This window comes from Pedobacter sp. HDW13 (assembly GCF_011303555.1).
GTDB lineage: Bacteria > Bacteroidota > Bacteroidia > Sphingobacteriales > Sphingobacteriaceae > Pedobacter.
The window spans coordinates 5,817,229-5,840,024 of record NZ_CP049868.1 but is presented as its reverse complement, the minus strand read 5'-3'; the positions used below and the strand labels follow the sequence as shown (position 1 = coordinate 5,840,024).

Annotated in this window: 18 protein-coding genes and 1 pseudogene; 16 read left to right on the top strand and 3 right to left on the bottom strand. The window is 40.6% G+C overall.

Features of this window, described 5'->3' with window-relative positions; translation table 11 throughout:
• Positions 1 to 113: 113 nt before the first annotated feature.
• The 3 genes from G7074_RS27400 to bioB are packed head-to-tail and all read left to right on the top strand — an operon-like array spanning position 114 to position 2,485.
• The gene (locus tag G7074_RS27400) at positions 114 to 935 is read left to right on the top strand and encodes a magnesium transporter (RefSeq protein WP_240916398.1); all 822 of its coding nucleotides are present in this window, start codon (positions 114 to 116) and stop codon (positions 933 to 935) included.
• Positions 932 to 1,462, top strand: a complete 531-nt coding sequence (locus G7074_RS27395) for a magnesium transporter (protein WP_240916397.1) — start codon at positions 932 to 934, stop codon at positions 1,460 to 1,462. The genes G7074_RS27400 and G7074_RS27395 overlap by 4 nt, the downstream gene beginning before the upstream one ends.
• A 21-nt stretch (positions 1,463 to 1,483) precedes the next feature.
• Positions 1,484 to 2,485 carry a biotin synthase BioB gene (gene bioB, locus G7074_RS24220; protein ID WP_124559994.1) on the top strand — a complete coding sequence of 334 codons (1,002 nt, stop codon included), beginning with the start codon at positions 1,484 to 1,486 and terminating at the stop codon, positions 2,483 to 2,485.
• Positions 2,486 to 2,708: 223 nt separating this feature from the next.
• Here the strand turns inward: bioB and G7074_RS24215 are convergent, their stop codons facing one another.
• Complete coding sequence (locus G7074_RS24215; RefSeq protein WP_166211800.1) at positions 2,709 to 3,119, bottom strand: organic hydroperoxide resistance protein; 411 nt, start codon at positions 3,117 to 3,119, stop codon at positions 2,709 to 2,711.
• Positions 3,120 to 3,562: 443 nt separating this feature from the next.
• Between G7074_RS24215 and G7074_RS24210 the strand changes: the two genes are divergently transcribed.
• Genes G7074_RS24210 through G7074_RS24200 form a run of 3 tightly spaced genes read left to right on the top strand, consistent with a single transcriptional unit; the run spans position 3,563 to position 7,348 of the window.
• Positions 3,563 to 5,935, top strand: a complete 2,373-nt coding sequence (locus G7074_RS24210) for a gliding motility-associated C-terminal domain-containing protein (protein ID WP_124559996.1) — start codon at positions 3,563 to 3,565, stop codon at positions 5,933 to 5,935.
• Positions 5,932 to 6,930, top strand: coding sequence for a PorP/SprF family type IX secretion system membrane protein (locus tag G7074_RS24205; RefSeq protein WP_124559997.1), 999 nt, complete (start codon positions 5,932 to 5,934; stop codon positions 6,928 to 6,930). The genes G7074_RS24210 and G7074_RS24205 overlap by 4 nt, the downstream gene beginning before the upstream one ends.
• Before the next feature lies 1 nt (position 6,931).
• The gene (locus G7074_RS24200) at positions 6,932 to 7,348 is read left to right on the top strand and encodes a hypothetical protein (protein ID WP_124559998.1); all 417 of its coding nucleotides are present in this window, start codon (positions 6,932 to 6,934) and stop codon (positions 7,346 to 7,348) included.
• A gap of 4 nt (positions 7,349 to 7,352) precedes the next feature.
• On the opposite strand, the gene G7074_RS24195 is transcribed toward G7074_RS24200, so the two are convergent.
• Both G7074_RS24195 and G7074_RS24190 read right to left on the bottom strand, forming a co-directional pair.
• Entirely contained in the window at positions 7,353 to 9,512 is a 2,160-nt protein-coding gene (locus G7074_RS24195; RefSeq protein WP_124559999.1) for an FUSC family membrane protein, read from the bottom strand.
• A gap of 761 nt (positions 9,513 to 10,273) precedes the next feature.
• Positions 10,274 to 11,575 carry a hypothetical protein gene (locus G7074_RS24190; protein WP_166211798.1) on the bottom strand — a complete coding sequence of 434 codons (1,302 nt, stop codon included), beginning with the start codon at positions 11,573 to 11,575 and terminating at the stop codon, positions 10,274 to 10,276.
• Positions 11,576 to 11,960: 385 nt separating this feature from the next.
• Between G7074_RS24190 and G7074_RS26815 the strand changes: the two genes are divergently transcribed.
• The 10 genes and pseudogenes from G7074_RS26815 (at position 11,961) to G7074_RS28030 (ending at position 22,501) form a co-directional block, all read left to right on the top strand.
• Positions 11,961 to 13,052, top strand: a complete 1,092-nt coding sequence (locus G7074_RS26815; protein ID WP_205944114.1) for a TonB-dependent receptor plug domain-containing protein — start codon at positions 11,961 to 11,963, stop codon at positions 13,050 to 13,052.
• Positions 13,019 to 14,995: a SusC/RagA family TonB-linked outer membrane protein gene (locus G7074_RS24185; protein WP_205944223.1), complete on the top strand. Its 1,977-nt coding sequence runs from the start codon at positions 13,019 to 13,021 to the stop codon at positions 14,993 to 14,995. The genes G7074_RS26815 and G7074_RS24185 overlap by 34 nt, the downstream gene beginning before the upstream one ends.
• Before the next feature lie 80 nt (positions 14,996 to 15,075).
• The gene (locus G7074_RS27745; protein ID WP_205944112.1) at positions 15,076 to 16,134 is read left to right on the top strand and encodes a RagB/SusD family nutrient uptake outer membrane protein; all 1,059 of its coding nucleotides are present in this window, start codon (positions 15,076 to 15,078) and stop codon (positions 16,132 to 16,134) included.
• 20 nt (positions 16,135 to 16,154) lie between these two features.
• Positions 16,155 to 16,724, top strand: a pseudogene (locus G7074_RS27740) (RagB/SusD family nutrient uptake outer membrane protein); the annotation flags it as partial.
• A 15-nt stretch (positions 16,725 to 16,739) separates the two neighbouring features.
• Positions 16,740 to 17,348: a hypothetical protein gene (locus G7074_RS24175; protein WP_166211795.1), complete on the top strand. Its 609-nt coding sequence runs from the start codon at positions 16,740 to 16,742 to the stop codon at positions 17,346 to 17,348.
• A 47-nt stretch (positions 17,349 to 17,395) separates the two neighbouring features.
• Positions 17,396 to 19,114, top strand: a complete 1,719-nt coding sequence (locus tag G7074_RS24170) for a hypothetical protein (protein WP_166211792.1) — start codon at positions 17,396 to 17,398, stop codon at positions 19,112 to 19,114.
• Positions 19,115 to 19,116: 2 nt separating this feature from the next.
• Positions 19,117 to 20,358 carry an MFS transporter gene (locus G7074_RS24165; protein WP_166211789.1) on the top strand — a complete coding sequence of 414 codons (1,242 nt, stop codon included), beginning with the start codon at positions 19,117 to 19,119 and terminating at the stop codon, positions 20,356 to 20,358.
• Positions 20,359 to 20,766: 408 nt separating this feature from the next.
• Entirely contained in the window at positions 20,767 to 21,345 is a 579-nt protein-coding gene (locus G7074_RS24160; protein WP_233603876.1) for an RNA polymerase sigma factor, read from the top strand.
• Positions 21,346 to 21,449: 104 nt separating this feature from the next.
• Positions 21,450 to 22,379 carry a FecR family protein gene (locus G7074_RS24155; protein WP_166211786.1) on the top strand — a complete coding sequence of 310 codons (930 nt, stop codon included), beginning with the start codon at positions 21,450 to 21,452 and terminating at the stop codon, positions 22,377 to 22,379.
• Positions 22,380 to 22,387: 8 nt separating this feature from the next.
• The gene (locus G7074_RS28030; RefSeq protein ID WP_370526656.1) at positions 22,388 to 22,501 is read left to right on the top strand and encodes a FecR domain-containing protein; all 114 of its coding nucleotides are present in this window, start codon (positions 22,388 to 22,390) and stop codon (positions 22,499 to 22,501) included.
• Positions 22,502 to 22,796: the final 295 nt, after the last annotated feature.

Sequence of the window (22,796 nt, the reverse complement as noted above, 5' to 3'; positions counted from 1 at the left end):
TTTGAAATTTTATTTTTCAAAAAGCTGGATAAATCATTAAATTAATTGAGTGTAGTCTAGCCCTGATTATTGAAAATAACCTTTACTTTTGAAACATCCAGCTGAAGAGATAAATGCAGTCATTCGAAATAGATAAAAGCGACGTACTGAAGGTTAAAAATGCAATTTTAGCCGGTGATGAAATTTTGGTAGAGGTTTTGGCAGAATACCATGCCTCAGAAATTGCTATTTTATTTGAACGTTTAGATAAATCGGAACAGCAGCACATCATTAATTTGCTGCCTGCAGAAACTGCATCCGAAATTATTTCGGAGATGGATGAAGAATCCCATCCCGAAGACCTGCTTTTTCAACTGCACCCTGATAAACGTACCGAAATTGTTGAGGAGCTGGATTACGATGATGCGACCGATATTATTTCGCAACTCGAAGACCACGAACAGAAAGAAATTCTCGAAGACCTGGAAGATGACCATGCTTCTGAGATCAGAAACCTGTTAACCTACGACGAGAAAACTGCGGGTGGATTGATGAACACAGAGCTGATCTGTGTAAATATTAACCTCACCAAAAAAGACGCAATCGACGAGATCATCCGTCAGAGCGAGGAAATGGAAGAGTTTTACACCATTTACGTGGTGGATGATGAGGAGATTTTTAAAGGCATTGTATCGCTTAAAGATATTATCAAAGCCAAGCACAATGCCAAAATAACCGAGCTGGTAAAGGTTGATGCCGTTTATGTGCATCCCGATACCGACCAGGAAGAAGTAGCTAATTTAATTTCGCAATACAATTTAACCAGTATCCCGGTTATAGACGATCACCAGAAACTACTCGGAAGGGTAACTTTCGATGATGTAATCGATGTAATGGAAGCGGAGAGTACCGAGGATATCCTTAAAATTTCGGGGTATCAGAAGACGAGGAATTGAGCGGTAACTGGGTAGAGGCGGTGAAATCGCGTTTGCCCTGGTTAATCATCAATTTAGGTACGGCTTTTTTAGCCTCATCGGTAGTGCGGTATTTCGATCCAACCATTAAATTAATTCCTTCATTAGCGGCCTACATGACCATTATTGCAGGTATGGGCGGTAATGCAGCTACACAAGCCCTCGCAGTAACGGTAAGGCGTATTTCTCTTTACGATTTGACCGACAAGCAAGCCTACCGAACCGTTTTAAAAGAGTTTACAGTAGGTTTAATCAACGGAGCTTCTAACGGATTAATTGTATTTATTTTTGCCTTCTTTTTTGATGGAAATCCGATGCTGGGCCTGGTTATCTTCCTGGCAATGACTGGGAACCTGATTATTGCAGGCATTACCGGGGCTGGTATTCCGCTAATCTTAAAAAGGGTGGGCATCGATCCTGCCATTGCATCATCTATAATTATTACTACTTTTACCGATGTTTTTGGCTTCCTGTTAATTTTAGGTTTAGCCAGCAAACTTTTACTATAGCTTAAACAAATCCTGATCCGAATGCAAACGACAAGACACGATTGGACAAAAGAAGAAATATACGAAATTTACAATAGACCATTTTTAGATCTGGTTTACGAAGCAGCAAGCATACACAGAGCGAATAAAGATTACAATGAGGTTCAGGTAAGCTCATTGATTTCTATCAAAACAGGTGGCTGCAAAGAAGACTGTTCTTACTGCCCGCAGGCTGCCCGTTACCATACGGATGTAGAAGTACAGCCTATGATGCAGGTTAGCCAGGTGGTGAGCGCTGCAGTAAAAGCAAAAGAGGGTGGTGCATCACGTTTATGTATGGGCGCAGCATGGCGCGAGGTGCGCGATAACCGCGATTTTGACCGTGTTATTGATATGGTTAAAGCTGTTAACGATATGGATATGGAGGTTTGCTGTACCCTGGGTATGCTTACAGAAGATCAGGCACAACGTTTAGCTGATGCCGGTTTATATGCTTATAACCATAATCTGGATACTTCTGAAGATGATTACAAACGTATTATCTCGACCAGAACTTACGATGACCGTTTAAATACCATTCATAATGTACGTAAAGCTAAATTAACCGTATGTAGCGGTGGTATTATTGGTTTAGGTGAAACCGTAGAAGACCGCGTTTCGATGCTACAGACTTTATCAAATATGGAAACACATCCGGAGTCGGTGCCGGTTAATGCTTTGGTACCTGTTAAAGGAACGCCTTTAGAAAATCAACCCCGTGTACCGATCTGGGATATGGTAAGGATGATTGCTACTGCACGTATTGTAATGCCAAATTCAGTGGTACGTTTATCTGCCGGAAGAAATGAAATGAGCACATTAGAGCAGGCTTTCTGTTTTATGGCAGGTGCAAGTTCTATTTTTGCAGGTGATAAATTGCTAACTACACCAAACCCGGCTTTTGTTGATGATATGGCCATGTTCGAACTATTGGGATTAAAAACCCGCGATGCTTTTAAAAACGGCCGTCCGGCTAATACTTTGGTTAAAGAAGAAGCGATATAATTTTAAGCCAGTTGACAGCTGACTTTGATAAAAACACAAAAGGTTCCGGTTTTTAATCGGGATCTTTTGTGTTTAAAGGAAATTTTTCTTGAAGAAATACATATTTATTGTAGCTCGTCCTTTCGAGCGAAGTGAAACGTAGTCGAGAAATCTAATTAAAGATCTCTCCATTTCGCTGCGCTTCGGTCGAGATGACGACTATCATGTAGGTTTGTACAAGGACCTACACCGCAGTAACCCTAACCTCGATATTCCCTTTAGTAGCTTTAGAATAAGGGCAGGTTCTGTGCGCCTTTTCTGCCAGCGACTGTGCTTCTTCATGAGAGATGCCCGGGATATGTACATCCAGATCGGCAGAAAGCACAAATGAATTTCCATCTTTATTAAACGAAACCAAAACTTTTACATTTGCTTCACTTACATCTATACCTTCGCGTTCGGCTATAGAACCTAAAGCTCCCAAATAACATGGACCCCATGCTGCACCAAATAACTCTTCGGGGTTGGTGGCACCACCTTGTCCACCCAATTCTTTTGGTTTTCTTAAATCGAAATCCAGTATTCCATCGCCAGATTTAATGTGTCCGTCTCTTCCTCCAGTAGCTGTAACTTCAGCTGTATATAGCTTTTCCATAATATTTTCTTAATTGATTTAGTTTAACAAATTACAGTTGTCTTTGTTTTTAGCTATGGTTAGACTGCTTAAAAATACTGCTAAGGGCATAATTGGCGATAGTTGAAATATTTTAAAATCATTTCATGTAAAAAAACAGGAGTTATATCCGCACTTTTATCATCAAAAATGAAAACGAAAATGAATCTGAAAATTGTAGGGTAAATAATTTTGTTTTTAATATTATTGAAAATCAGACAGTTATGATCTTTAGTGTTAAGATTGAGTACATGTAAGAATTAGCTCTACTCATTTATTAGTATCCGGTTTCGTGTAAAAAAGCATGACTTTATCCTGACACAAAATCTCTGCATATACTAAAACGATATTTTTATGTCATAACTATTTAAATCATCCCGTTGATCAATAGATTGTTTTTGATGTTGCTCATAGCATGCTTTGCTATGCCAACCAGGTCTTATGCGCAATCCTGCCCGGAGAATATTGGCTTTGAAAATGGAAATTTTCAGAACTGGAAGATATTTACCGGTCTGGTTAGCATTGAAAACAACCAAACCACCTTTACTTTAAACGAAGTTGCTAAACCTGCTACGGGAAGACATACGATCATTAGTAAGAAAAACCTTATTGACCCTTATGGAGGCTTTAATCTTATCCCGCCATCTGGAGGCAATTTTGTAGCTAAAATTGGTGATAACGGAACCGGAAGCCAGGTGGATGGTATTTCGTATCAGATGACCGTACCTGCAGACCGGCCTGATTTTACTTTAACGTATCAGTATGCAGTGGTTTTAGAAGACCCCGATCACGAACCTTACGAGCAACCACGGTTTATTGCGCGTGTAAAGGATGTAGAAAAAAACGAGTATATCCCTTGCGCTTCTTTTGAGTATGTAGCTACTTCTTCCTTACCTGGCTTTAAAAAATCTGCCGATTATGAAGGCGTAATTTATAAAGACTGGTCGGCGGTTACCATAAATTTATCGGGTTACCAGGGCAAGGAGTTGCTGATTGAGTTTATCAGTACCGATTGCGCCAGAGGTGGCCATTTTGGTTATGCTTATGTAGATATAAACAATGTTTGCGGTGGTCCGATAGCAGGAAGTACTTATTGCAAAAGTTCCGATGCCCTAAATATTTCGGGGCCAAGTGGCTTTCAGGGCTATAGCTGGTACAATGCAGATCGATCGGTTAAATATGGTACAGGCCAGTCCATCAGCATTAAACCTAAACCGGCCGATGGATCGAAGATTGTTTTAGATGTAGTTCCTTATCCCGGTTTTGGTTGTCCGAGTACAATCAGTACGGTAATAAAAGGAGTAGATTATGAATTACAGGTTTTAAATAAAGATATCGTTTGCCAGGGCAGTGAAATCGATTTGTTAAGCGAAAAGTACATCTTAAACCGTTCGGCCGATTTTACTTATCTGGTTTATGAAGATAAAGACCTGACTAAGCAAATTGGGGCTATTGTTAAAATAACTGCCGATAAAACCTTTTACATTAAAGCCACCAATAACAAAGGCTGTGAGAGTGTAGTGCCAATCGATATTGCTGTATATAAAGTAACCAATATTACAGTTAATAGCCCCGCTGCGGTTTGTTATTCGGAAAGTGTGGATATTACGAAGAACGAATTATGTGTGGGCGAACTGAGCGGCATAACCAAAGCCTATTATGCTGATGAGGCTGCCACGCAAATTTTGACCGACCCACAGCACATTAAAGCTTCTGGCAGGTATTTTATTAAGTTTGCAAACGAATTTGGCTGTAGCAAGCTGGTTCCGGTTGAGGTAACAATTCAAGAGATGCCCCTGCTCAAAATTACCAATCTAAAATCCGTTTGCCTGGGCGATTTGGTAGATCTTACCACTTTGAAAAATTTTATCGGCAGCGACGTTACGTTCAAATATAGTTTTTATGAAGATGAGGCGCTGAGCAAAGCTTTAAGCGATCCTTCGCACATTGATAAATCCGGAGTTTATTATGTAAAAGCAGTTAGTGCAGCGGGTTGTGTGGTAAGTGATAAAATAGTTGTGAACATAACGAGTCCACCTGTTTTTACAATAAATCAGCCTGCAATAGTCTGTTATCCTGACAAGGTAGATTTAACCAATCCGGCATTATACACCGAAACCAATGGACACTTTACTTACACTTTTTTTAGTGATGAAGCCCTTGCAAATCCGCTTGCTTACCCTAAAGCGATTGTAAAACCAGGTATCTATTATGTAAAGGCAACCAACGAAAGCGGTTGTTTTAGCGCCGCTAAAATTGTAGTCAACTTCAATGAACCGCCAAAACTTGTTTTAAATCAGCCAAAAACCATTTTTGATAATGAATTTATCGACTTAACCGCACCAGAAATTACCAAAGGCAGCAGCGCATTTGTTAAGGCTACTTATTTTGAAGATCAGGACCTGAAACGTCCAGTACAGGACCCTACAAAAATAAACAGGGCAGGAGTTTATTATGTAGCCATACAAAGTACGAATGGCTGTATAAGCAGCACCTCAATTACCTTAACTGTTTTGCCACAGCCTAAAATTATAGTACCAACCGCTTTTACGCCACAAAAGGAAACCAATAATCGCTTGTATCCTTTTTTGGTAAGCGTTAAGAAACTAACGAGTTTCAGGGTTTACAACAAATGGGGTATTTTGGTTTACGAAAGTGAGGCTCTTGTTAATGGAGGTTGGGATGGTCAGTTTAAGAGCAAAATGCAGCCGCTTGAAACATTTTCGTGGTTTGCAGAAGGAATTGATCTGTTTGGCGGAAAAATTCAATCAAAAGGAAAAACTATTCTGATATTATGATGTACAAAGCGCTGATACTATTCTTTTTGTGCCTGGCTGCTGTATGTTGTTCGGCACAAGACCCCAAATTTTCGCAGTATTTTGCTGCACCACTCTCGTTAAATCCGGCCTTTACGGGTTTCTTTGATGGCGAGTACCGTATTGCAGTTAATACAAGGCAGCAATGGGGTAATCTCGGCGATCCTTATAATACCTATAGCGTTTCGGGTGATATTAAACTGGTTGAGGACGAAAATTTTACCAATAACTACTTTAGCATAGGCTTAAGTGGCTTGTTTGATGAATCACTAAATAAAGCCTTAAAATCGCAATATCTCAGTGCCAGTGTTTCTTACTACCAGTATTTTGATGAAGAACACCGCTTTAAATTCGGATTGGCTCCACAAATTGCCTACGTAGCCAAATACCTCGATTACAATAAACTCACCTTTGCTTCGCAGTATAACGGTGGTGGTTTTGATACTTCGATGCCCAATTACCTCGATTTAAAAAACGATAAAACGGCTTATTTCGACGTAAACATCGGGGTTAATTTTGCCGCAAATTTCGATAGGCTGAGCATTGCCGGTGGTTATGCGCAATACCATTTAACCCGTCCTAAAGATGCGCTTTTAAATAGCAGTCGCGAATTTGTAGCTGCCCGCCGAACCGTTAACCTGGGTATGGTTTACCTGTTAAATGATTTTGCAGATCTAAATGTTACCGGGGTTTACAATGCGCAGAATAAAAACAAAGATGCCATATTAGGTACTGTTTTAGGTTTAAAACCCGGCGAAGAAACCAAAGTAAAACTAAATTTAGGACTTTGGTATAAATTTAACGAAGCATCGTTTTTCCCCTATGTTGGGGCGGCTGTTGGCAATATTAGTGCAGGCATAAATTATACGGTATATGGCAGTAAATTATTAAATGCCACGCCACGCACTTACGAACTCTCTTTTATATACCGGCACAATAACTTTAAAGGGTTTAAAGTGCCTTGCCCCAGATTTTAATATGATGAAAACCTTTATCTGTTTCCTGTTTTGCTTTGCGTTGGCCAACACCGCTTATTGCCAGAAAAAGCAACTCGATTACCAGTATTTCCGCGAGGGTAAAACTTACTATGCTTTTAGCCTTTTTAGCGATACGACTAATGCACCCAGAGCCTTGTTACTCGATTTTACTACCAAATCTAAATTCAATAAGATTGAAAAAATATCTGTTACTGCAGGTAGTATTGAGGTAAAACTGAAATTCAAAGTTCGAACTGATTCAATTCAATCAGACAATACAGAACAACGTTCTTATTCAGTCGTTTTTAATGCCAAAGATATTGCAGAGAAGCAGCTTGGCTGTGATGGGCAGATTACTTTTAAACTCGATAACGGAGAATCGTACACTTTACCCTTTAATGCCTGTCTGATTAAATAAAAGGTTACAGTTTTATTTTAACCGAGAGTTTATAAATGTCATAAGCTACTTTCTGAATCAAATCGAACTGCTCTGGCACAAGGTCTTCGCCTTTTTTAGCACTTAAACCATTATCGTTCAATCTAATTAAAGGTACATTATCTAAGGTGCCAGCTCCCTGCAAAAGGTTGTTGAGGGCTGCATCTAACAGGTAATTGGTATTGTTCGCAATCGGTTTTAAGTGATCAAAACTTTCGAAAACAAACTCATGTTCCTTGTTATAAAGCGAAAGTGTAGCTACATATGATGACAGCAGGTGACTTAAAGAGGTAAACTGGTGTACTTCTTTAATAAATAGCTGTTTACTTTTAGGCTCAGAAAACATTCGCTGGAACAGGGAAGCCAGATTGGCCGTACTTACATATACTTCTTTACGTGCCAGTTTATATTCTGTACGGTTATAGCTCTTTTCAAAGTACAATTTAATAACTTGGTCGTAATAATCCTTGTTGGCTTTTAAAATATCGATCATGGCCTCTTTCAGGTTTTCGTACTCCCAGGTGGGGAAGAGAGAATAACTGGCCAGTAGTGCAATGCCCGAGCCGATAAAAGTATCGTAAATCCTTTCTCTGGCCAACGCAATAGATCCCATCCCTAAAAAATCGAAGAGAATGAGGATATAGGGTGTCATAAAAAGTACGCTTACTACATAATTCTTACGCTGAAAACTGTAACAGCCAATCATACAAATCAGCAAAATTACAAATAAGGTATTTCTGTCGTGGATATAGGTAAGCACACCCATTCCCACAAACGCCCCCACGGTTGTACCGATTAAACGTTGGTAATTGCGTTCTTTGGTTAAACTAAAGCCAGGTTTGGAAATTACGAGGATGGTGAGTAAAATCCAGTAACTGTGCGAAAAATCTAAGACCAGCGATACAACAAAGCCAAGTAACATTACTACAGTAACACGTAGCGAATGCCTGAAAGTGGAAGAACTGTAGGTTAAGTTTTCGGTAAACAGTTTAAAATCGAACTTCTGGCGCGTAATAAACTTTTCCGTATCTACCTCTGCCTGGCGAATATCCTTGCTATTCCTGATTTTAAAATAGCTGAAAATGGTTTTAACACGCGAAAGGATATTCTCGATGTTCACCTCAATGTTTTTCAGCGCAATAATCCCCAGCGTATTGTATTCCTGGTTTTGGTTATTTTTTTCGAGGTTATTGATTTTAATTTTTAAACGTTCTATTTCAATGAGCAGCCGTTTGGAAACAACTGGTGTACCACCGCTTTTCAGTGCAAAAGCAATATCATCTAAAGCATAAGAAATACGTTTAATGGCCATTTCGTAATCAGACAGGATACCTGCCTTATCAAACTGATCGTGCAGCTGCTGATAGTTGTAATAAGTAGACATAACCTGCTCAAAAAGATCAACCATATCAACAAAAACCAATAACAGGAAACGACCTTCAGGTGTCGAATCGCGTACAATCTCGCGCGTTCTGAAAAGCAATTCCCTAACCGCATCCTGTTTTTCATGCACCGATACCTGGAGTTGTAGCAGATCGGCGTAGGTTTTTTCGTAATTGTTGTTCTGGTGATAAAATTTGGCTTTTTCCCTTAAAAATTCGGCTACTTCTAAAATCGAATCGCTTAACGATTGTTGCACCAGCCGGAAGGGGCGCAGGCGGTAAACAAAATAGCTTAAACCGGTATACCATAAGCTACCTGCTAGAACCAGTGCTGAGTGAAGCAATACTTCCTGCCAGGGCCTGATATCGTCGATACTGAGCACCATAATTAGCAACACTGCAGTACCAACCGAGGCTGCCCTGAGGCCATAGATGTAAAACATCGAAAATATAAAACTCGATACAGCCAGTAAAAAGCCAATAAAATAATGGTTCTTGTTGGTAAGACCGGTAATAATTGAAAAGGTGAAAATGAGTGCCGTGGTAATAAACATGGCATTTCTCCGGTGCACCATTGGCCCCGGACTATCCACTACGCTCACACATAAAGCACCGAGCGATAAAGTCATGCCATATTTAAGCATGCCAAACTGAGCAAATATCAAAGAGGGTAGCAGTACACCGATGGTAATGCGCAGACCGTCGGCAAAATACGTACTCAATAAAAAGTCTTGTATGTTTCTAATGGGTTGCCTGATCTGCATATTACAAAAATAACATAATAGCAATTCTTTTTGTTGAGATTGAAATTAAGTTTTTTGTTTTTTTAGCATTTTACGCCGAAAAACAGTAAGGTTCTGATTGCCAGTTGGCTATGTTTTGTGTATGAGTAAAAATGGAGCCAATGTTAATAAACTGAAAATAAATGCGTTTTTATGGTTAAAAACAAGGTTTTGTTGTTTTTAAATTGTTGATAACCAGTTGATTTAGGTTGAAAACTTTGTTTATAAAAACCATTGTTTTTTCTTGACAGATAATGGTTTTACACCTAAATTAGATCATATCAAATACGAAGTACTTTGAATTCTGATAAAACAATCCAAAAGAAATAAAGAACCGAGAGGTGACAGATTTCGGATAGTTTACAAGGATAACGGTTAGTTTCAGAAAGGGTTAAACCGATTAAGAATATATATCACCATCGAGAGATTGGCCGATAAGAAAACTGCACAGGCCTAACAGAGATTATTGAAAGCTAAGAAGTTTACGGACAGAAGAGTTGGAAATAAATTTTCACGAATCGTAAAAGTTGCAAGACCTAACGATAACGGAAAAATCAAAGTAACAAGAATTAGATGCTTTAAAATACAGCTATGGTTGTTTTTAAAGTTAAAAACGGGGAACTTAATCGAAAGAAGAAAGTCCCCGTTTTTGTTTTTAAGCGCTTGCTCAACAAGAAAATAATTTGAAGATTGCCTGTTTCACTTGTTTGATCGATTGCTATTGGAATGCTAATTAATAGCAGTTAAAACTTTTCTTTTGTTTTTAGGTCATAGGCCTCAAAATTTTCAAAGCTACCTACACCTGCAAATCTTATTTTTACTCCCATGAGCTTACCAATAGGGATTTTATATCTGCTATTAATGATTTCCCTGTTATCTACAAAAAGCCTGGCGTGCTGGTTTTCAATCCTTAGCTTAATGTGTTTGCCATTGCGAAGGTCCTGGCCCTGTGGTCTCAGGTCATCTTTTGTACCATCAAGCTGGTTCTCAGAAAATTTCAAATTGCTCCATACTACACATTCTGGCTTAATGAGGTTAACCGCATGAAAGTCTTTTTCTCCATATACAATTAAATCTGTTTGCGAACAGCGTACTCCGGGGCGAGAGGGCGAGGTTTGGATGAAAACATTTAACTCAAAGTTGTCGGCACTTATGGTAGTCGGTTTAACGTTGGCAAATGAAACAAAAAAGGTTTTGGTAGTATCAACGCCTGATTTGATAAGCGCAGAAGTGGATGCAGATATTCTTTTTCCGTTTTGGAGCGCGGCAGAACTCACTGGGTATACCCTGGTGGTATCATGTTCTACCATAGCAATCAAATCCCAACCTTTGCTTTGAAGGTAAACCCATCCTGTATCTATTGGCTTTTTGTGATGGAACAGTACAGGGAAATACCTTCCGGGAGCCTCATAGTAATGGTTAACCAGATTTGCCGAAAAACTTTTCTTCATGGTACTGCCATCTGCAAAATCGATAAGGTATTCAGCGCGGTTAATCTTCGCATTGTTTTTAACGTTTAGTTTAAAAAGTGCAGAGTGTGGACTTATCCCGTTGGGGTTTAGGCACAGAAGTTTAATGTCCTGATCGCTAATCAGACTTTTAATGTAAATCCATAAACTAATCCCTACCAATACTGTTATAGCAAATAAAATAACTTTAAGCGTGTGCTTAGCCCTTTTCGATGGTTTTACAGGCTCTTTTGACTGTGTCGGCTTTGGTAGGGGAGGTTTTTCAATAGTAAGTGAGTTAATACGCTCAAATTCCTGCCAGTCGCGAAAATCAATAAACTGTGCCAACGCATCACGAGTGGCTTTCTGCGGGTAGTAGCGGTTAGAGGTTTTGACTTTACCAAATATCCGTTTCAGGGTATTCTCGCCCAAATGCACTTTTGTTTTCCGATAAAGTAAACCACTGAGCTTAACATAATCGCTGTTTTTCCACGAAGCTATATCCTGGTTACCGGTCTGTTCTGCTATTTTTTGACAGCAGCTATCCAGGTTGCGGAAGAATAAGATGTTTTCAGCCTGTAGGGATTCTTCGTTCATGCTTTGTTGTATCACTTGGGGACGGGTAATGATAATATGTTTGGTTAGTTGATCGGTTATCGGATGTGCCATAAAAATACAGAAAAAGCCACCATATCAAAATAAAAGCGCATGGTTTCGGGTTGCGATTCACAATTTAAAATCGATGAAATAAACGGTAAGGCTCAGATCAACTATTTTTTCGTTTTATCGGCTTATCCATTTAAGTTCTTTTTTGTATTTAAGGTGCTGTTAGTTAGTGTTTTATGTTGTACTAAATAATGGCTCAGCTTTGGTCAGCTGTTGAGCGTGTTTTTAGCTAAATATGCCCCTAAATTTACAGTTAGCTGGTGTTATCATCAGTGAAGAGAACCAACAAACTATTTAATAACTAACCAAATCTTGAATGAAAAAGAACCTATTGCTATTGTTGGTGCTAGCCTGTATTTACTATGCAGCTCATGCACAAACAAAGATCGTTTCGGGTAGAGTTACCGATGCGAAAACAAAGGAGAGCCTGATCGGTGTAACTGTGAGTGTACCAGGCACAAAAAATGGAACCTTAACCGATACTCAGGGTCGATTTACCCTAACCATACCTGATGCTGTAAAAAGCTTGACTTTCGGTTATGTGGGTTATCAAATACAAACAATTATTCTTAACGGAAAGCCACTTGAAGTTGCACTAATGGCCGATCAAACCAATTTAAATGATGTGGTGGTAGTGGGGTATGGAACGCAAAAGAAAAAAGATTTAACCGGTGCCATTGCTACACTTAGCGGCGAAGAACTTTCGGGCAGGCAAACCCTGCAGGTTTCTGAATCTTTGCAGGGCGCGGTAGCAGGAGTATCGGTTACGCGGAGCAGTTCAGCGCCTGGTTCGGGCGCTACGGTTAGGGTACGCGGCATTACCACGCTAAACAATAACGATGCTTTGGTGGTGGTAGACGGTATTCCGGTAAGCAGTATGGACCTGGTGAACCCGAATGATGTCGAATCGCTTAATGTGCTCAAAGACGCGGCTTCGGCTGCCATATACGGCTCGCGTGGTGCCGCCGGGGTAATCTTAATTACCACCAAACGCGGTAAAAACGGTGCCTCGAATCTCGAATACAATTTCGAGTATGCTTTACAAAAACCTACTGCCTTGCCGGCTTATGTTGATGCGCCAACCTACATGAAATACTTTAACGAGCAGGCTACTAATGATGGCGCTGCAACAGGGCCATATGCCAACGATTACATTGTGAATTTCGAAGCCAACAGGGCTGCAACACCCGATAAATTTCCTTTTGCCAATACCGATTGGCAGCAACTGATTATGACTAATAAATATGCCCCCAGGGAGCAGCATGACGTGGTATTTACCGCTGGCAATGAAAAGCTGAAAACCAAGGCTTCGTTAGGTTACCAGAATGTGGGGCATTTTACGATAACTACAATTATGAGCGCTATCAGTTCAGGATCAATAACGATATCAAAATCTCAGAGAAACTGAGTGCTATTGTTGATCTTGGATTAAGAAGGCTTAACAGTTTGGCGCCGGTATCGAATCCCTTTAGTGGCCAAACACCAATTTACGAGGCAAGGGTAATGCCTCCGGTTTATGCCGACCGCTATACCAATGGTAAGTATTCTATTGCTAAGGATGGTAGAAACCCTCTTGCGCAATTAAACGAAGGTGGAACTACAACGGGCCGCTCTAACCAATTGCAGGGGCGTTTGGCATTAAACTTTAAACCCGTAACAGGTTTAACCCTGACTGGTATTCTGGCTCCGACCTTTGATTTTAATAAAACAAAAGCCTTTTCTAAAAAAATTACCTATACACTGGCAGATGGGTCGCCTACTACCTTATCCAATACCGCCTTAACGGTTTTAAATGAGGGTAGGAATGAGATTTACCAGTTAACCAGTCAGTTTCTGGCCAACTATAACAAAACGGTTAATAACCACAATTTTAGTGGGTTGCTGGGGTACGAAGGTGTTTATAGCAACCAGGAATCGTTAGGAGCTTCGAGAAGTGGTTTTGTACTTACCGATTTTCCTTATCTCGACGCAGGCTCACAGTTATTGAGAGATAATTCGGGCGATGCATCAGAGGCTAACCTCCGTTCGTTCTTTGGTCGTTTAAGCTACGATTACAAAAGCCGTTATTTTTTACAGGCAAATTTAAGGTATGATAAGTCTTCGCGTTTTGCACCTGCTTATCGCGATGCCTATTTTCCATCATTTTCGGCGGGCTGGAGTTTGAGCGAAGAAAAATTTATGAAAAACATCAAATGGGTTAGTTTTCTAAAGTTGAGGGGCTCGTATGGAGAGGTAGGAAATGAGCGTATTGGCAATTATCCTTACCAGGCCAGTATTGATTTGAGTACCGCGTTGTTTTATCAGAACGGAAGCGTAATTCCGTTAAATGGAGGGGCACAAACCGTTTATGCCGTTCAAAACATTTCATGGGAGACCACAAAGTCTACCGATATAGGTATTGATGCTGCTTTCCTGAACAATAGATTAAGCCTGACTGCTGATTATTACCAAAAAAGAACTACCGATATCCTCTTAGGACTGGATATTCCGATAAACCTTGGTTTTGACAGACCTACACAAAATGCCGGAATATTAGATGTTAAAGGCTGGGAAATGGCCATCGGCTGGAAAGATAAAATTGGGGAACTGAGCTATAGTGCCGGCTTTAACCTTTCGGATGCCAAATCGAATATCGTAAATATGGGCGGCACACAAATTCTTGGCGATCAGTCTATTTTTGAGGGTAGCCAGTTTAACGAATGGTACGGCTACCGTTCAACAGGTATTTACCAAAACACTGCCAGTGCAAACGCAGCGCCCAGAACCAGTAACGCGGTTACGGCAGGCGATTTAGGCTACGCAGATACCGATAATAATGGTATTATCAATGCCAATGACAGGGTGCTGCTTGGCGGTTCATTACCAAGATATCAATATGGTGGTAACATCAATCTGGCTTATAAAGGATTTGATTTCGGCATCAGCTTTCAGGGGGTAGCTAAACGTTTGAGCAGGTTGAATAGTGAAGTGGTGAGGCCATTTCAGGAGCAGTTTGGCAATTTTCCGGAACTGATTGACGGGAAATTCTACAGCAAAAACAATACGCCTGAGCAAAATATGGTTGCCCAATATCCGCGCTTAACCAATACCGTTTCCGGAAATAATTATGCGCTGTCTGATTTTTGGCTGTTTAACGGAGCTTACTTCCGGATCAAGAATACAACTTTGGGTTACACCTTAGCTGATAAGCCATTGCTGAAGAAAGTGGGATTACAATCTATCCGTTTTTATGTGGCAGTAAACGATTTCTTTACCAGTAGCAAATTCCCCAAATATGCCGATCCTGAATCGGGAAATGCAGCTTATCCAATCGTAACCACATTTCTTGGCGGTGTTAACGTAAAATTTTAATACACAGGGATATATCAAACCTTATTTAAAATGAAAAAGAACCTCTTTATTATAGCAATGTTGGGCATTTGCATTTGGTCATGCAAAAAGCTCGATCTAAATCCCCTAAGTTCGCCTTCAACAAGCAGCTTTATTCCAACCAGGTAGAGCTCGAACTGGCGGTAAACGACCTTTATCGTTTAGATTTTTGGGCGCCAATTAAAGAAAATACAGGTGCCTGGGAAGAGTTTTTCTCCGATAACTGTTACTACCGCGGTGGAAGCGGCTCAAACCCGGTTATCGCCGGTACACAGTCATCATCAGATGCTTTTTCGCTTACCTTCTGGACCAATGCTTACAAAGCTATTGCACGTGTTAATGCTTTCCTCGAAAATAAAGATCGGGCGGCAGCCAGTACTCCGGCAACTGTAATGACTACTTTGGAAGCCGAAATGAGGCTAATCAGGGCCTATCAATACAGTAAACTGATTACCCATTACGGAGATGTTCCGCTTAACCTTAAAACCCTTACGCTCGAAGAATCTTACAACGTTAAGAAGAGCAGTAAAGCCGATATCTATAATTTTCTGAAAGCGGAATTTGATTTTGCAGCGCAGAACCTGCCGCAAAATTATGCCTCTTCGAGCATAAAACGGTTAACAAAAGGAGCTGCATTGGCACTTAAAGCCAGAACAGCCCTTTATATGGGCGATTGGGAAACTGCCCGCGAGGCTGCTTTGGCTGTGATGAATCTCACCGGTGCCGGAGCTTATAGTCTAAATAATTCTTACAGCGCTCTTTTTCAGAGAGCAGGAGAACTTAGTCCCGAGATTATTCTTGGCATTCCGCGAGATCAGGCACAGAAAGTTTCAGCAACACCCGATGATATCTTATCGAGAAATGCTGGAGGATTTGGTGCAACCATGCCAACCCGTGAGCTGGTAGATGCTTATGAGTGTACAGACGGAAAACCGATTAACGAATCGCCGCTTTACAATCCACTAAATCCCTTTGCTAACCGCGATCCGCGACTTGCAGCTACTGTGGTTCCTTTCAATACCTACTGGTTAGGCTACAACTACAATCCACATCCCGATTCTTTGCAGGTATGGAGCTCAAAACTGGCCAGAAAGGCTACCAATAACGACTCGAGGGAGTAGCACCATTTGCCAGCTTTACCGGTTTCCTGTTTAAAAAAGGCGTTGAGCAAAGCTGGTCCGATACCCATATCGAAGATAATGACGCCATTATTGTACGTTTTGCAGAAATGCTGCTTACCTACGCAGAAGCCAAAATAGAACTGGGGCAGTTAGATGCTTCAGTATTGGAGGCAATAAACCGGGTTAGGGCAAGGGGATACGGCGTTGCTGCTACCAGTATAGGTTCTTACCCGGCGATTACGACACTGGATCCGGTTCAGCTTAAAAAAATAGTAAGGCGGGAGAGGAGGATAGAGTTTGCTTTCGAGGGCCTGCGTTATATGGACCTGATTAGATGGAAACTGGCTGAAAGAGCACTTAATAAACCCATTATTGCACTGCCCGATCCTGCAAACCAAAATAGAGCAAAATGGCCGTTTCCGGGCATAACACCTATTGATGCTGACGGTATCGCCGATTATTCGGGCTTTGGTAGCGATGTTAAAATACAGTTTGTAAGAAAGTTCGATGCCACCAAACAATACCTCTGGCCTATACCACAGCAGGAGGTTAGGTTAAACCCAAGCCTTACGCAAAACCCTAATTATTAAGATTTTTAAAAAGAGATGAAAAACATAAGACCGAATATCTATTTAAGTGCAGTAGCCGCACTCGTTATACCATTTTTAGTTAAAGCCCAAACTAAACCCATTCAGGTTAGCGGTGTATATCCGCATCTGGCCACCTTTAACGAAGGCTGGCCAAAAAAAGAACTGCAGGATAAGAAGGGAGGCCAGGGTTTTGAAAACGGTATAGGCGCCATTACACCCTGGGCCGGTCAGCTTTGGATGGTTACCTATTCGCCACATGAGCCCCATGGCAGCGCCGATAAGCTTTACAGTTTAGATAAAGATTTAAATGTAACCATTCATCCGGAAAGTATTGGTGGTACACCAGCCAATAGGATGATCCATCGTGAGTCCAACCAGCTTATTACCAGCAGTTATTTTATTGATGATAAGGGCAAAGTGAGGACCATCCCTTTCAGTGTAATGCCTGGCCGGATGACCGCAACAGCCAGGCACCTGTCTGATCCCGAAAACATGGTGTATTTTTATGATATGGAAGGTGTGCTATATGAAGTAAACGTACATACACTCGCGGTTAATAAACTGTTTCATAAGCCTGTTCCTGGCTGGCACGGTAAGGGGCTTATACAGCACAGGGCAAATTAGTTGTAGCCAACAATGGTGAGGAAGCCGTTTTTAAAATAACGAAAGACATGCTTCAGGCAGGCAGTTTACCCGGTAACAATGAAGAAAAAGGAGTACTGGCCAGTTGGGATGGTAAAAAATGGGAAATAGTAGAACGCAGGCAGTTTACCGATGTAACCGGACCGGGAGGTATTTATGGCAGTCCAGACAATAAGACCCCGCTATGGAGTATAGGCTGGGATAAACGTTCGGTTATACTTAAACTACTGGATAAAGGGCAATGGTATACCTACCGTTTACCTAAGGCTGCCCATACTTACGATCACCGTGGGGGCTGGTATACCGAATGGCCACGCATCCGTGAAGTGGGGAATGGCAAAATGCTGATGGATATGCATGCAATGATGTATGATTTTCCAAAAACCTTTTCCCGGGCAAACAGTGGAGGAATTGCACCACTTAACACCCATTTGCGCTATATCCCCGATTTTTGCAACTGGAACAATCAGATTGTAATTGCAACAGACGAAACCACGGTGCTAGAAAATCCGTTGGCCGGACGGGCTCAATCCAACTTATGGTTTGGCCAGTGGAACGATCTTAATAAATGGGGCAGTCCTACGGGATGGGGCGGCCCCTGGGAAAAGGATGCAGTTAAGGGCAATACCCCATCAGATCCTTATCTCATTAATGGATTTGATAAAAAGGTACTCCATTTGTTAGCCGATAAGCAAACTACGGTGACACTCCAGATCGATGTAAGCGGAAACAATAGCTGGAAAGATTATAAAAAAATCAGGCTGGATGCTAACCATTATCAATATTTTCTGCTGCCGGCAGATTTGAAAGCCACCTGGATCAGGTTTAAAACCGATAAAGATTGCATCGCAACAGCCTTTATGCATTTCAGCGGAAAGCCACATACACCAAATAATACATTGTTTAAATCGCTGGCCGATATTACGGAAACAAGTCCGGTTAATGCAAACATTATCCGTCCGGCAAATTTTAATAAAAACCTGCAGGTATTGCAAACAAGCGAAAATAAGTACACGGAAGTAGATGAGAAACTGGTTACTGTTACCCCAACAACCGACAGTAGCGCACAGGTTTTGCGTTTAGGAAAATTAGTTAAGGGATACACGGTTGATGAGGCTTCGGTAATTGTAAAAGATGCAACAGGTACATTTCGCTTGCCCAAAGGTTCAGATATTTACCAAACCTTTGCCTATCGCGATAAAAGGGAAATCGAATCTGAACGGTTTATGCTGAATATTTCGGGCACCTTTTATGAAGTTGGCAGGGAAAGTGGTTTTATTGCTTTGCGACCGATTACCACCCATAATAAAAAAATTATTGATTTCTGTACCTGGCGCGGGTTATTGGTGCTCAGCGGAACAAAAAAAGATGCACGGGCTGATGGCCAGTACTTTGGCAACTCCTCGAACGGCTTGTGGTATGGTGGGGTAGATGATATGTGGAAAATGGGAAAAGCAGTAGGCACGGGAAGCGTTTGGAAAAATACTACAGTAAAAGCCGGAGAAGCTTCGTTGCCTTACTTAATGACGGGTTACGACCGTAAAAAGGTTAGCTTAACTGCAAATATCCCTGTGAAAATTACCCTTGAAGTTGATTTCGACCTCACTGGTTTTCACCAATACAAAACCTTTAACCTTACTCCAGGCAAACCCGTTGAATACGAATTTCCTGCCGGCTTTAGTGCTCATTGGGTAAGGGCTGTGGCCGATAAGGACTGTGTGGTAAGCGTTACTTTTATCTATCAATAAATATGGAAAGGATTGGTGGTAAAAGTGTATGGCAGCACTTGTTCAGCACGGTAGTTATTGTTGCAGCTTTAGGTTATTTTGTAGATATATACGATTTGCTGCTGTTTGGCATTGTTAGGATTCCGAGCCTGATTGAATTGGGCCTGGATGAAACAGCACAATCTGTAGAAGGAGCGAGCATTTTGAACTGGCAAATGAGTGGTTTGCTATTGGGCGGCATATTGTGGGGCATTTTGGGAGATAAAAAAGGCAGGTTATCGGTGCTTTTCGGATCGATTATTACCTATTCAATAGCCAATTTTGCCTGCGGATTTGTTCAGGATATTACCCTATATAAAGTTTTGCGCTTTGTTGCCGGTGTAGGTTTGGCCGGAGAGCTTGGAGCAGGCATAACTTTGGTTTCAGAGAGCCTGCCTAAAAAATTGCGCGGTATTGGTGCCTCGGTAGTTGCAGGCGTGGGTTTGCTAGGCGCTGTTGCAGCCTATTTTACCGTTGAGCTTTTTAGTTGGCGTTATGCTTATTTCACGGGCGGTGGTTTAGGGATATTGCTGCTGCTTTTGAGAATAGGGGTTTTCGAATCGGGCATGTACACACAGATAGCCGAACGTGAGCAGGTTCGTAAGGGGAGTTTTAAATCATTTTTTACCAATACCCGCCGCTTAAAACTCTACGCCAGGTGTATAGGTATCGGATTGCCAACCTGGTATGTAATCGGTATTCTGGCTACTTTTAGCAACGAATTTGCCAAGGCTTTAGGCATAACGGAAGAGGTAAAACCAGGCCTCTCGGTAATGTGGTGTTACATTGGCCTAGCTACGGGCGATCTGCTGAGTGGTGTATTAAGTTATCTGCTTTGCTCCAGAAAGAAGGCTGTAATGATACTCATGCTCTTTACGCTTTTGGGTTCGATTATTTACCTGTATGGAGGTCTGGCAAATCCTACAGGAATATACCTCATGTGCCTTTGGCTAGGCTTTGGTATTGGCTATTGGGCTATGTTTGTTACTATTGGTGCCGAACAGTTTGGAACCAATTTAAGGGCTACGGCAGCAACTACCATTCCCAATATGGTTCGTGGCACGGTGGTATTAATGACAACACTTTATGCGGCTTTAAAACCCGATATACTAGCGCTTAATGCTGCGGCAGTGGTGGGGGTAATTTGTTTTAGTATTGGCATATACAGTGTGCTCACTATACCCGAAACGCACGACAGGGAACTTAACTTTATTGAGCAGGATTAAAAAAAGTCGGTAATTTATATAAATACTAAACAGAGATATTTGTTTTTTGAAGTGTTGGATTCGGCTTGTCTGAGTTCAACACTTTTTGTTTTAAGCTGCCGAAAGCAATTTATGTTGTTTATAATAGCTTAATTTTTTTAGTTTTGCTAAACTTTTTCTCGTTCAGATTTGAAAATATTTTGGCTTACAATAAGCTGAAATAAAAAAAACAAGTGATTAAAGGAAAGGTATTTGAAGATTAACCTGTACCTTGTAACAAACCAAGCTACAACAAAACCAAAAAACTGCACAGCACAATATCCCTAAATCGTGTGCTGACTAAACGATTAATGACTATATTTTTGCAAAATTATCCCAATACAAGTGTTTCATTTCCGGTAAAAGGAAAGAGCAGTCGTAAATTTTATCATGGACAAGCATAATTTCGCCGAGGATAAAATTACGTTCCATGTATTGTGGTGGGAGGCCCTATGTATGGGCGAAAGAGATGCCTTTCTTAATTTGTATAAAAGCCTCTATAGAAGTTTAGCCGGATTTGGCTTGAGGGTTTGCAGCGACTCAGAAGTGGTTACCGATACATTAAACCAGGTATTTCTCGAAATTTGGGAAAAACACGAAACACTACCCCGTGTAGAACAGGTTGAATCTTATCTGCGTACGATTTTAAAAAGAAAAATTTTAAAACGGATTGCACACGAACAACGTTTAAACAAAGCCATTTCAGTAATTGTAAGAGAAGATGAAGCTCTTTTGGAAATGCCTTATGAAGAACTGATCGTAAAAATTCAATCAGACGAGCTGGTAAAAACCAGTTTGCTTGCTGCCCTCGAAAAACTAACCCCTCAGCAAAGAAAATTAATCCAATTGCGGTTTTATGATGGATTGAGTTACGAAGATGTGGCCAAAAGAACACAATTAACAGTAAGAACAGCCTATAATACCATTTATAGCGCATTAAAATTTTTGCGTACACAGCTTAAATTCTAATGCTCTAAGCGCTTTGAAGCACATTTTTAAATAAAATAAAAAAAAAGTAAAAAATACTTGGTAAAAAAATCACTTTCTGTGCACTGGTATTAAAAGCCCGTTCCATGATTGATGAATATAAGTACCCTGAAGATTTTTTAATGGATGATACCTTTAAGCAGTATTGCGAAGGTAGCAACGAAAAATGTGTGATTTTCTGGGAAACATGGATAGCCAAACATCCTGAAAAACATAAAACACTGCAGGCAGCTAAAAAGTTATACCAGGTATTAAGCGGTAATTTAAAACCGGTTAATAAACAGCTAGATTACCTTACTAACCAGATAAGTCCTGTAACTAAAGTTAAGCGCTTCAGATCTGTACATTATGCTATCGCCGCTTCTCTTTTGGTCGTATTGTTTATAGGTTTATTGTACAACATTTATAATCAACCGAATAACAGCTTGCATTATGCCGAAAATTTTGCAGCTAAAAAAGGAGAGAAGAAGAAAGTTACCTTACCCGATGGTACTTTGGTTTATCTAAATGGCGACAGTAAAATTGAACTGGGAGATAACTTCGATCAAAAAGATAGAAATGTTAAGCTAACCGGAGAAGCCTACTTTGACGTAAAGCACAATGCTGCCAAACCCTTTTTTGTACACACCAAAGATTTTAAGATTACGGTGTTGGGTACTGCATTTAATGTGAAAAGTTATGCAAATGAGAACGAATCGGCTGCAACCCTGGTACGGGGTACGATTAAGCTTGAAGACAATACCGGCTTAAATAAAAATACCATTATCCTTAAAGCAGGGCAAAAAATCACCTATCACATGTTAATGGCACCGATAGATCCGGGTCAATCAATTAAAGAGCGCCAGTACAGGTTACCTAAAATTGAGGTCAATAACCTTACGCTAATGAATAAACAGGTAGTAGAATCGGCCTGGACCAATAACGATATCATTTTTATAAACAACGATTTTGAAGAGATTAAAGAGCGTCTTGAACGCTGGTTTAATGTAACTATCGAGTTCGGGATAAAGAAGTAGCCGAATATATTTATACCGCCAATTTTAGAAATGAAGACATCCTAACGGTATTGCACAATTTGCAACAGGTTAAATATTTTAATTTTAAACAGAAAGGAGATCACATTACAATAACCAAATAAACAAACTAACCAAAATAAACCTGTATCAAAAAGAAAAAGGGGAAGTGCTCGAACACATTCCCCAATTAAATTTTTTGATCTTTTTTCTAATCTGGGGTTCCTCACTGGAAATGCGTAGCCCCAAATAAACCAATCAAAAAACAAAAATATGATTAAAATTTACATTAGTCAAGCCTCGCCATGGCTCAGGCTGCTTTCTAAAATCATCATCCCCATGAAGATTGCATTTTTATTAGTATTTGTTACTTGTTTAAATGTTTCTGCCAAGGTTTTCTCACAAGAAAAACTTTCGCTT

Bases quoted from the DNA above. Each gene is read 5' to 3' on its own strand.
- G7074_RS24165 (WP_166211789.1), top strand. From the start codon at position 19,117: ATGGAAAGGATTGGTGGTAAAAGTGTATGGCAGCACTTGTTCAGCACG.
- G7074_RS24175 (WP_166211795.1), top strand. From the start codon at position 16,740: ATGAAAAACATAAGACCGAATATCTATTTAAGTGCAGTAGCCGCACTC.
- G7074_RS24170 (WP_166211792.1), top strand. From the start codon at position 17,396: ATGCTTCAGGCAGGCAGTTTACCCGGTAACAATGAAGAAAAAGGAGTA.
- G7074_RS27400 (WP_240916398.1), top strand. From the start codon at position 114: ATGCAGTCATTCGAAATAGATAAAAGCGACGTACTGAAGGTTAAAAAT.
- G7074_RS24200 (WP_124559998.1), top strand. From the start codon at position 6,932: ATGATGAAAACCTTTATCTGTTTCCTGTTTTGCTTTGCGTTGGCCAAC.
- G7074_RS24160 (WP_233603876.1), top strand. From the start codon at position 20,767: ATGGACAAGCATAATTTCGCCGAGGATAAAATTACGTTCCATGTATTG.
- G7074_RS26815 (WP_205944114.1), top strand. From the start codon at position 11,961: ATGAAAAAGAACCTATTGCTATTGTTGGTGCTAGCCTGTATTTACTAT.
- G7074_RS24190 (WP_166211798.1), bottom strand. From the start codon at position 11,575: ATGAACGAAGAATCCCTACAGGCTGAAAACATCTTATTCTTCCGCAAC.
- G7074_RS24195 (WP_124559999.1), bottom strand. From the start codon at position 9,512: ATGCAGATCAGGCAACCCATTAGAAACATACAAGACTTTTTATTGAGT.
- G7074_RS24215 (WP_166211800.1), bottom strand. From the start codon at position 3,119: ATGGAAAAGCTATATACAGCTGAAGTTACAGCTACTGGAGGAAGAGAC.
- bioB (WP_124559994.1), top strand. From the start codon at position 1,484: ATGCAAACGACAAGACACGATTGGACAAAAGAAGAAATATACGAAATT.
- G7074_RS24210 (WP_124559996.1), top strand. From the start codon at position 3,563: ATGCCAACCAGGTCTTATGCGCAATCCTGCCCGGAGAATATTGGCTTT.
- G7074_RS27745 (WP_205944112.1), top strand. From the start codon at position 15,076: ATGCAAAAAGCTCGATCTAAATCCCCTAAGTTCGCCTTCAACAAGCAG.
- G7074_RS24155 (WP_166211786.1), top strand. From the start codon at position 21,450: ATGATTGATGAATATAAGTACCCTGAAGATTTTTTAATGGATGATACC.
- G7074_RS24205 (WP_124559997.1), top strand. From the start codon at position 5,932: ATGATGTACAAAGCGCTGATACTATTCTTTTTGTGCCTGGCTGCTGTA.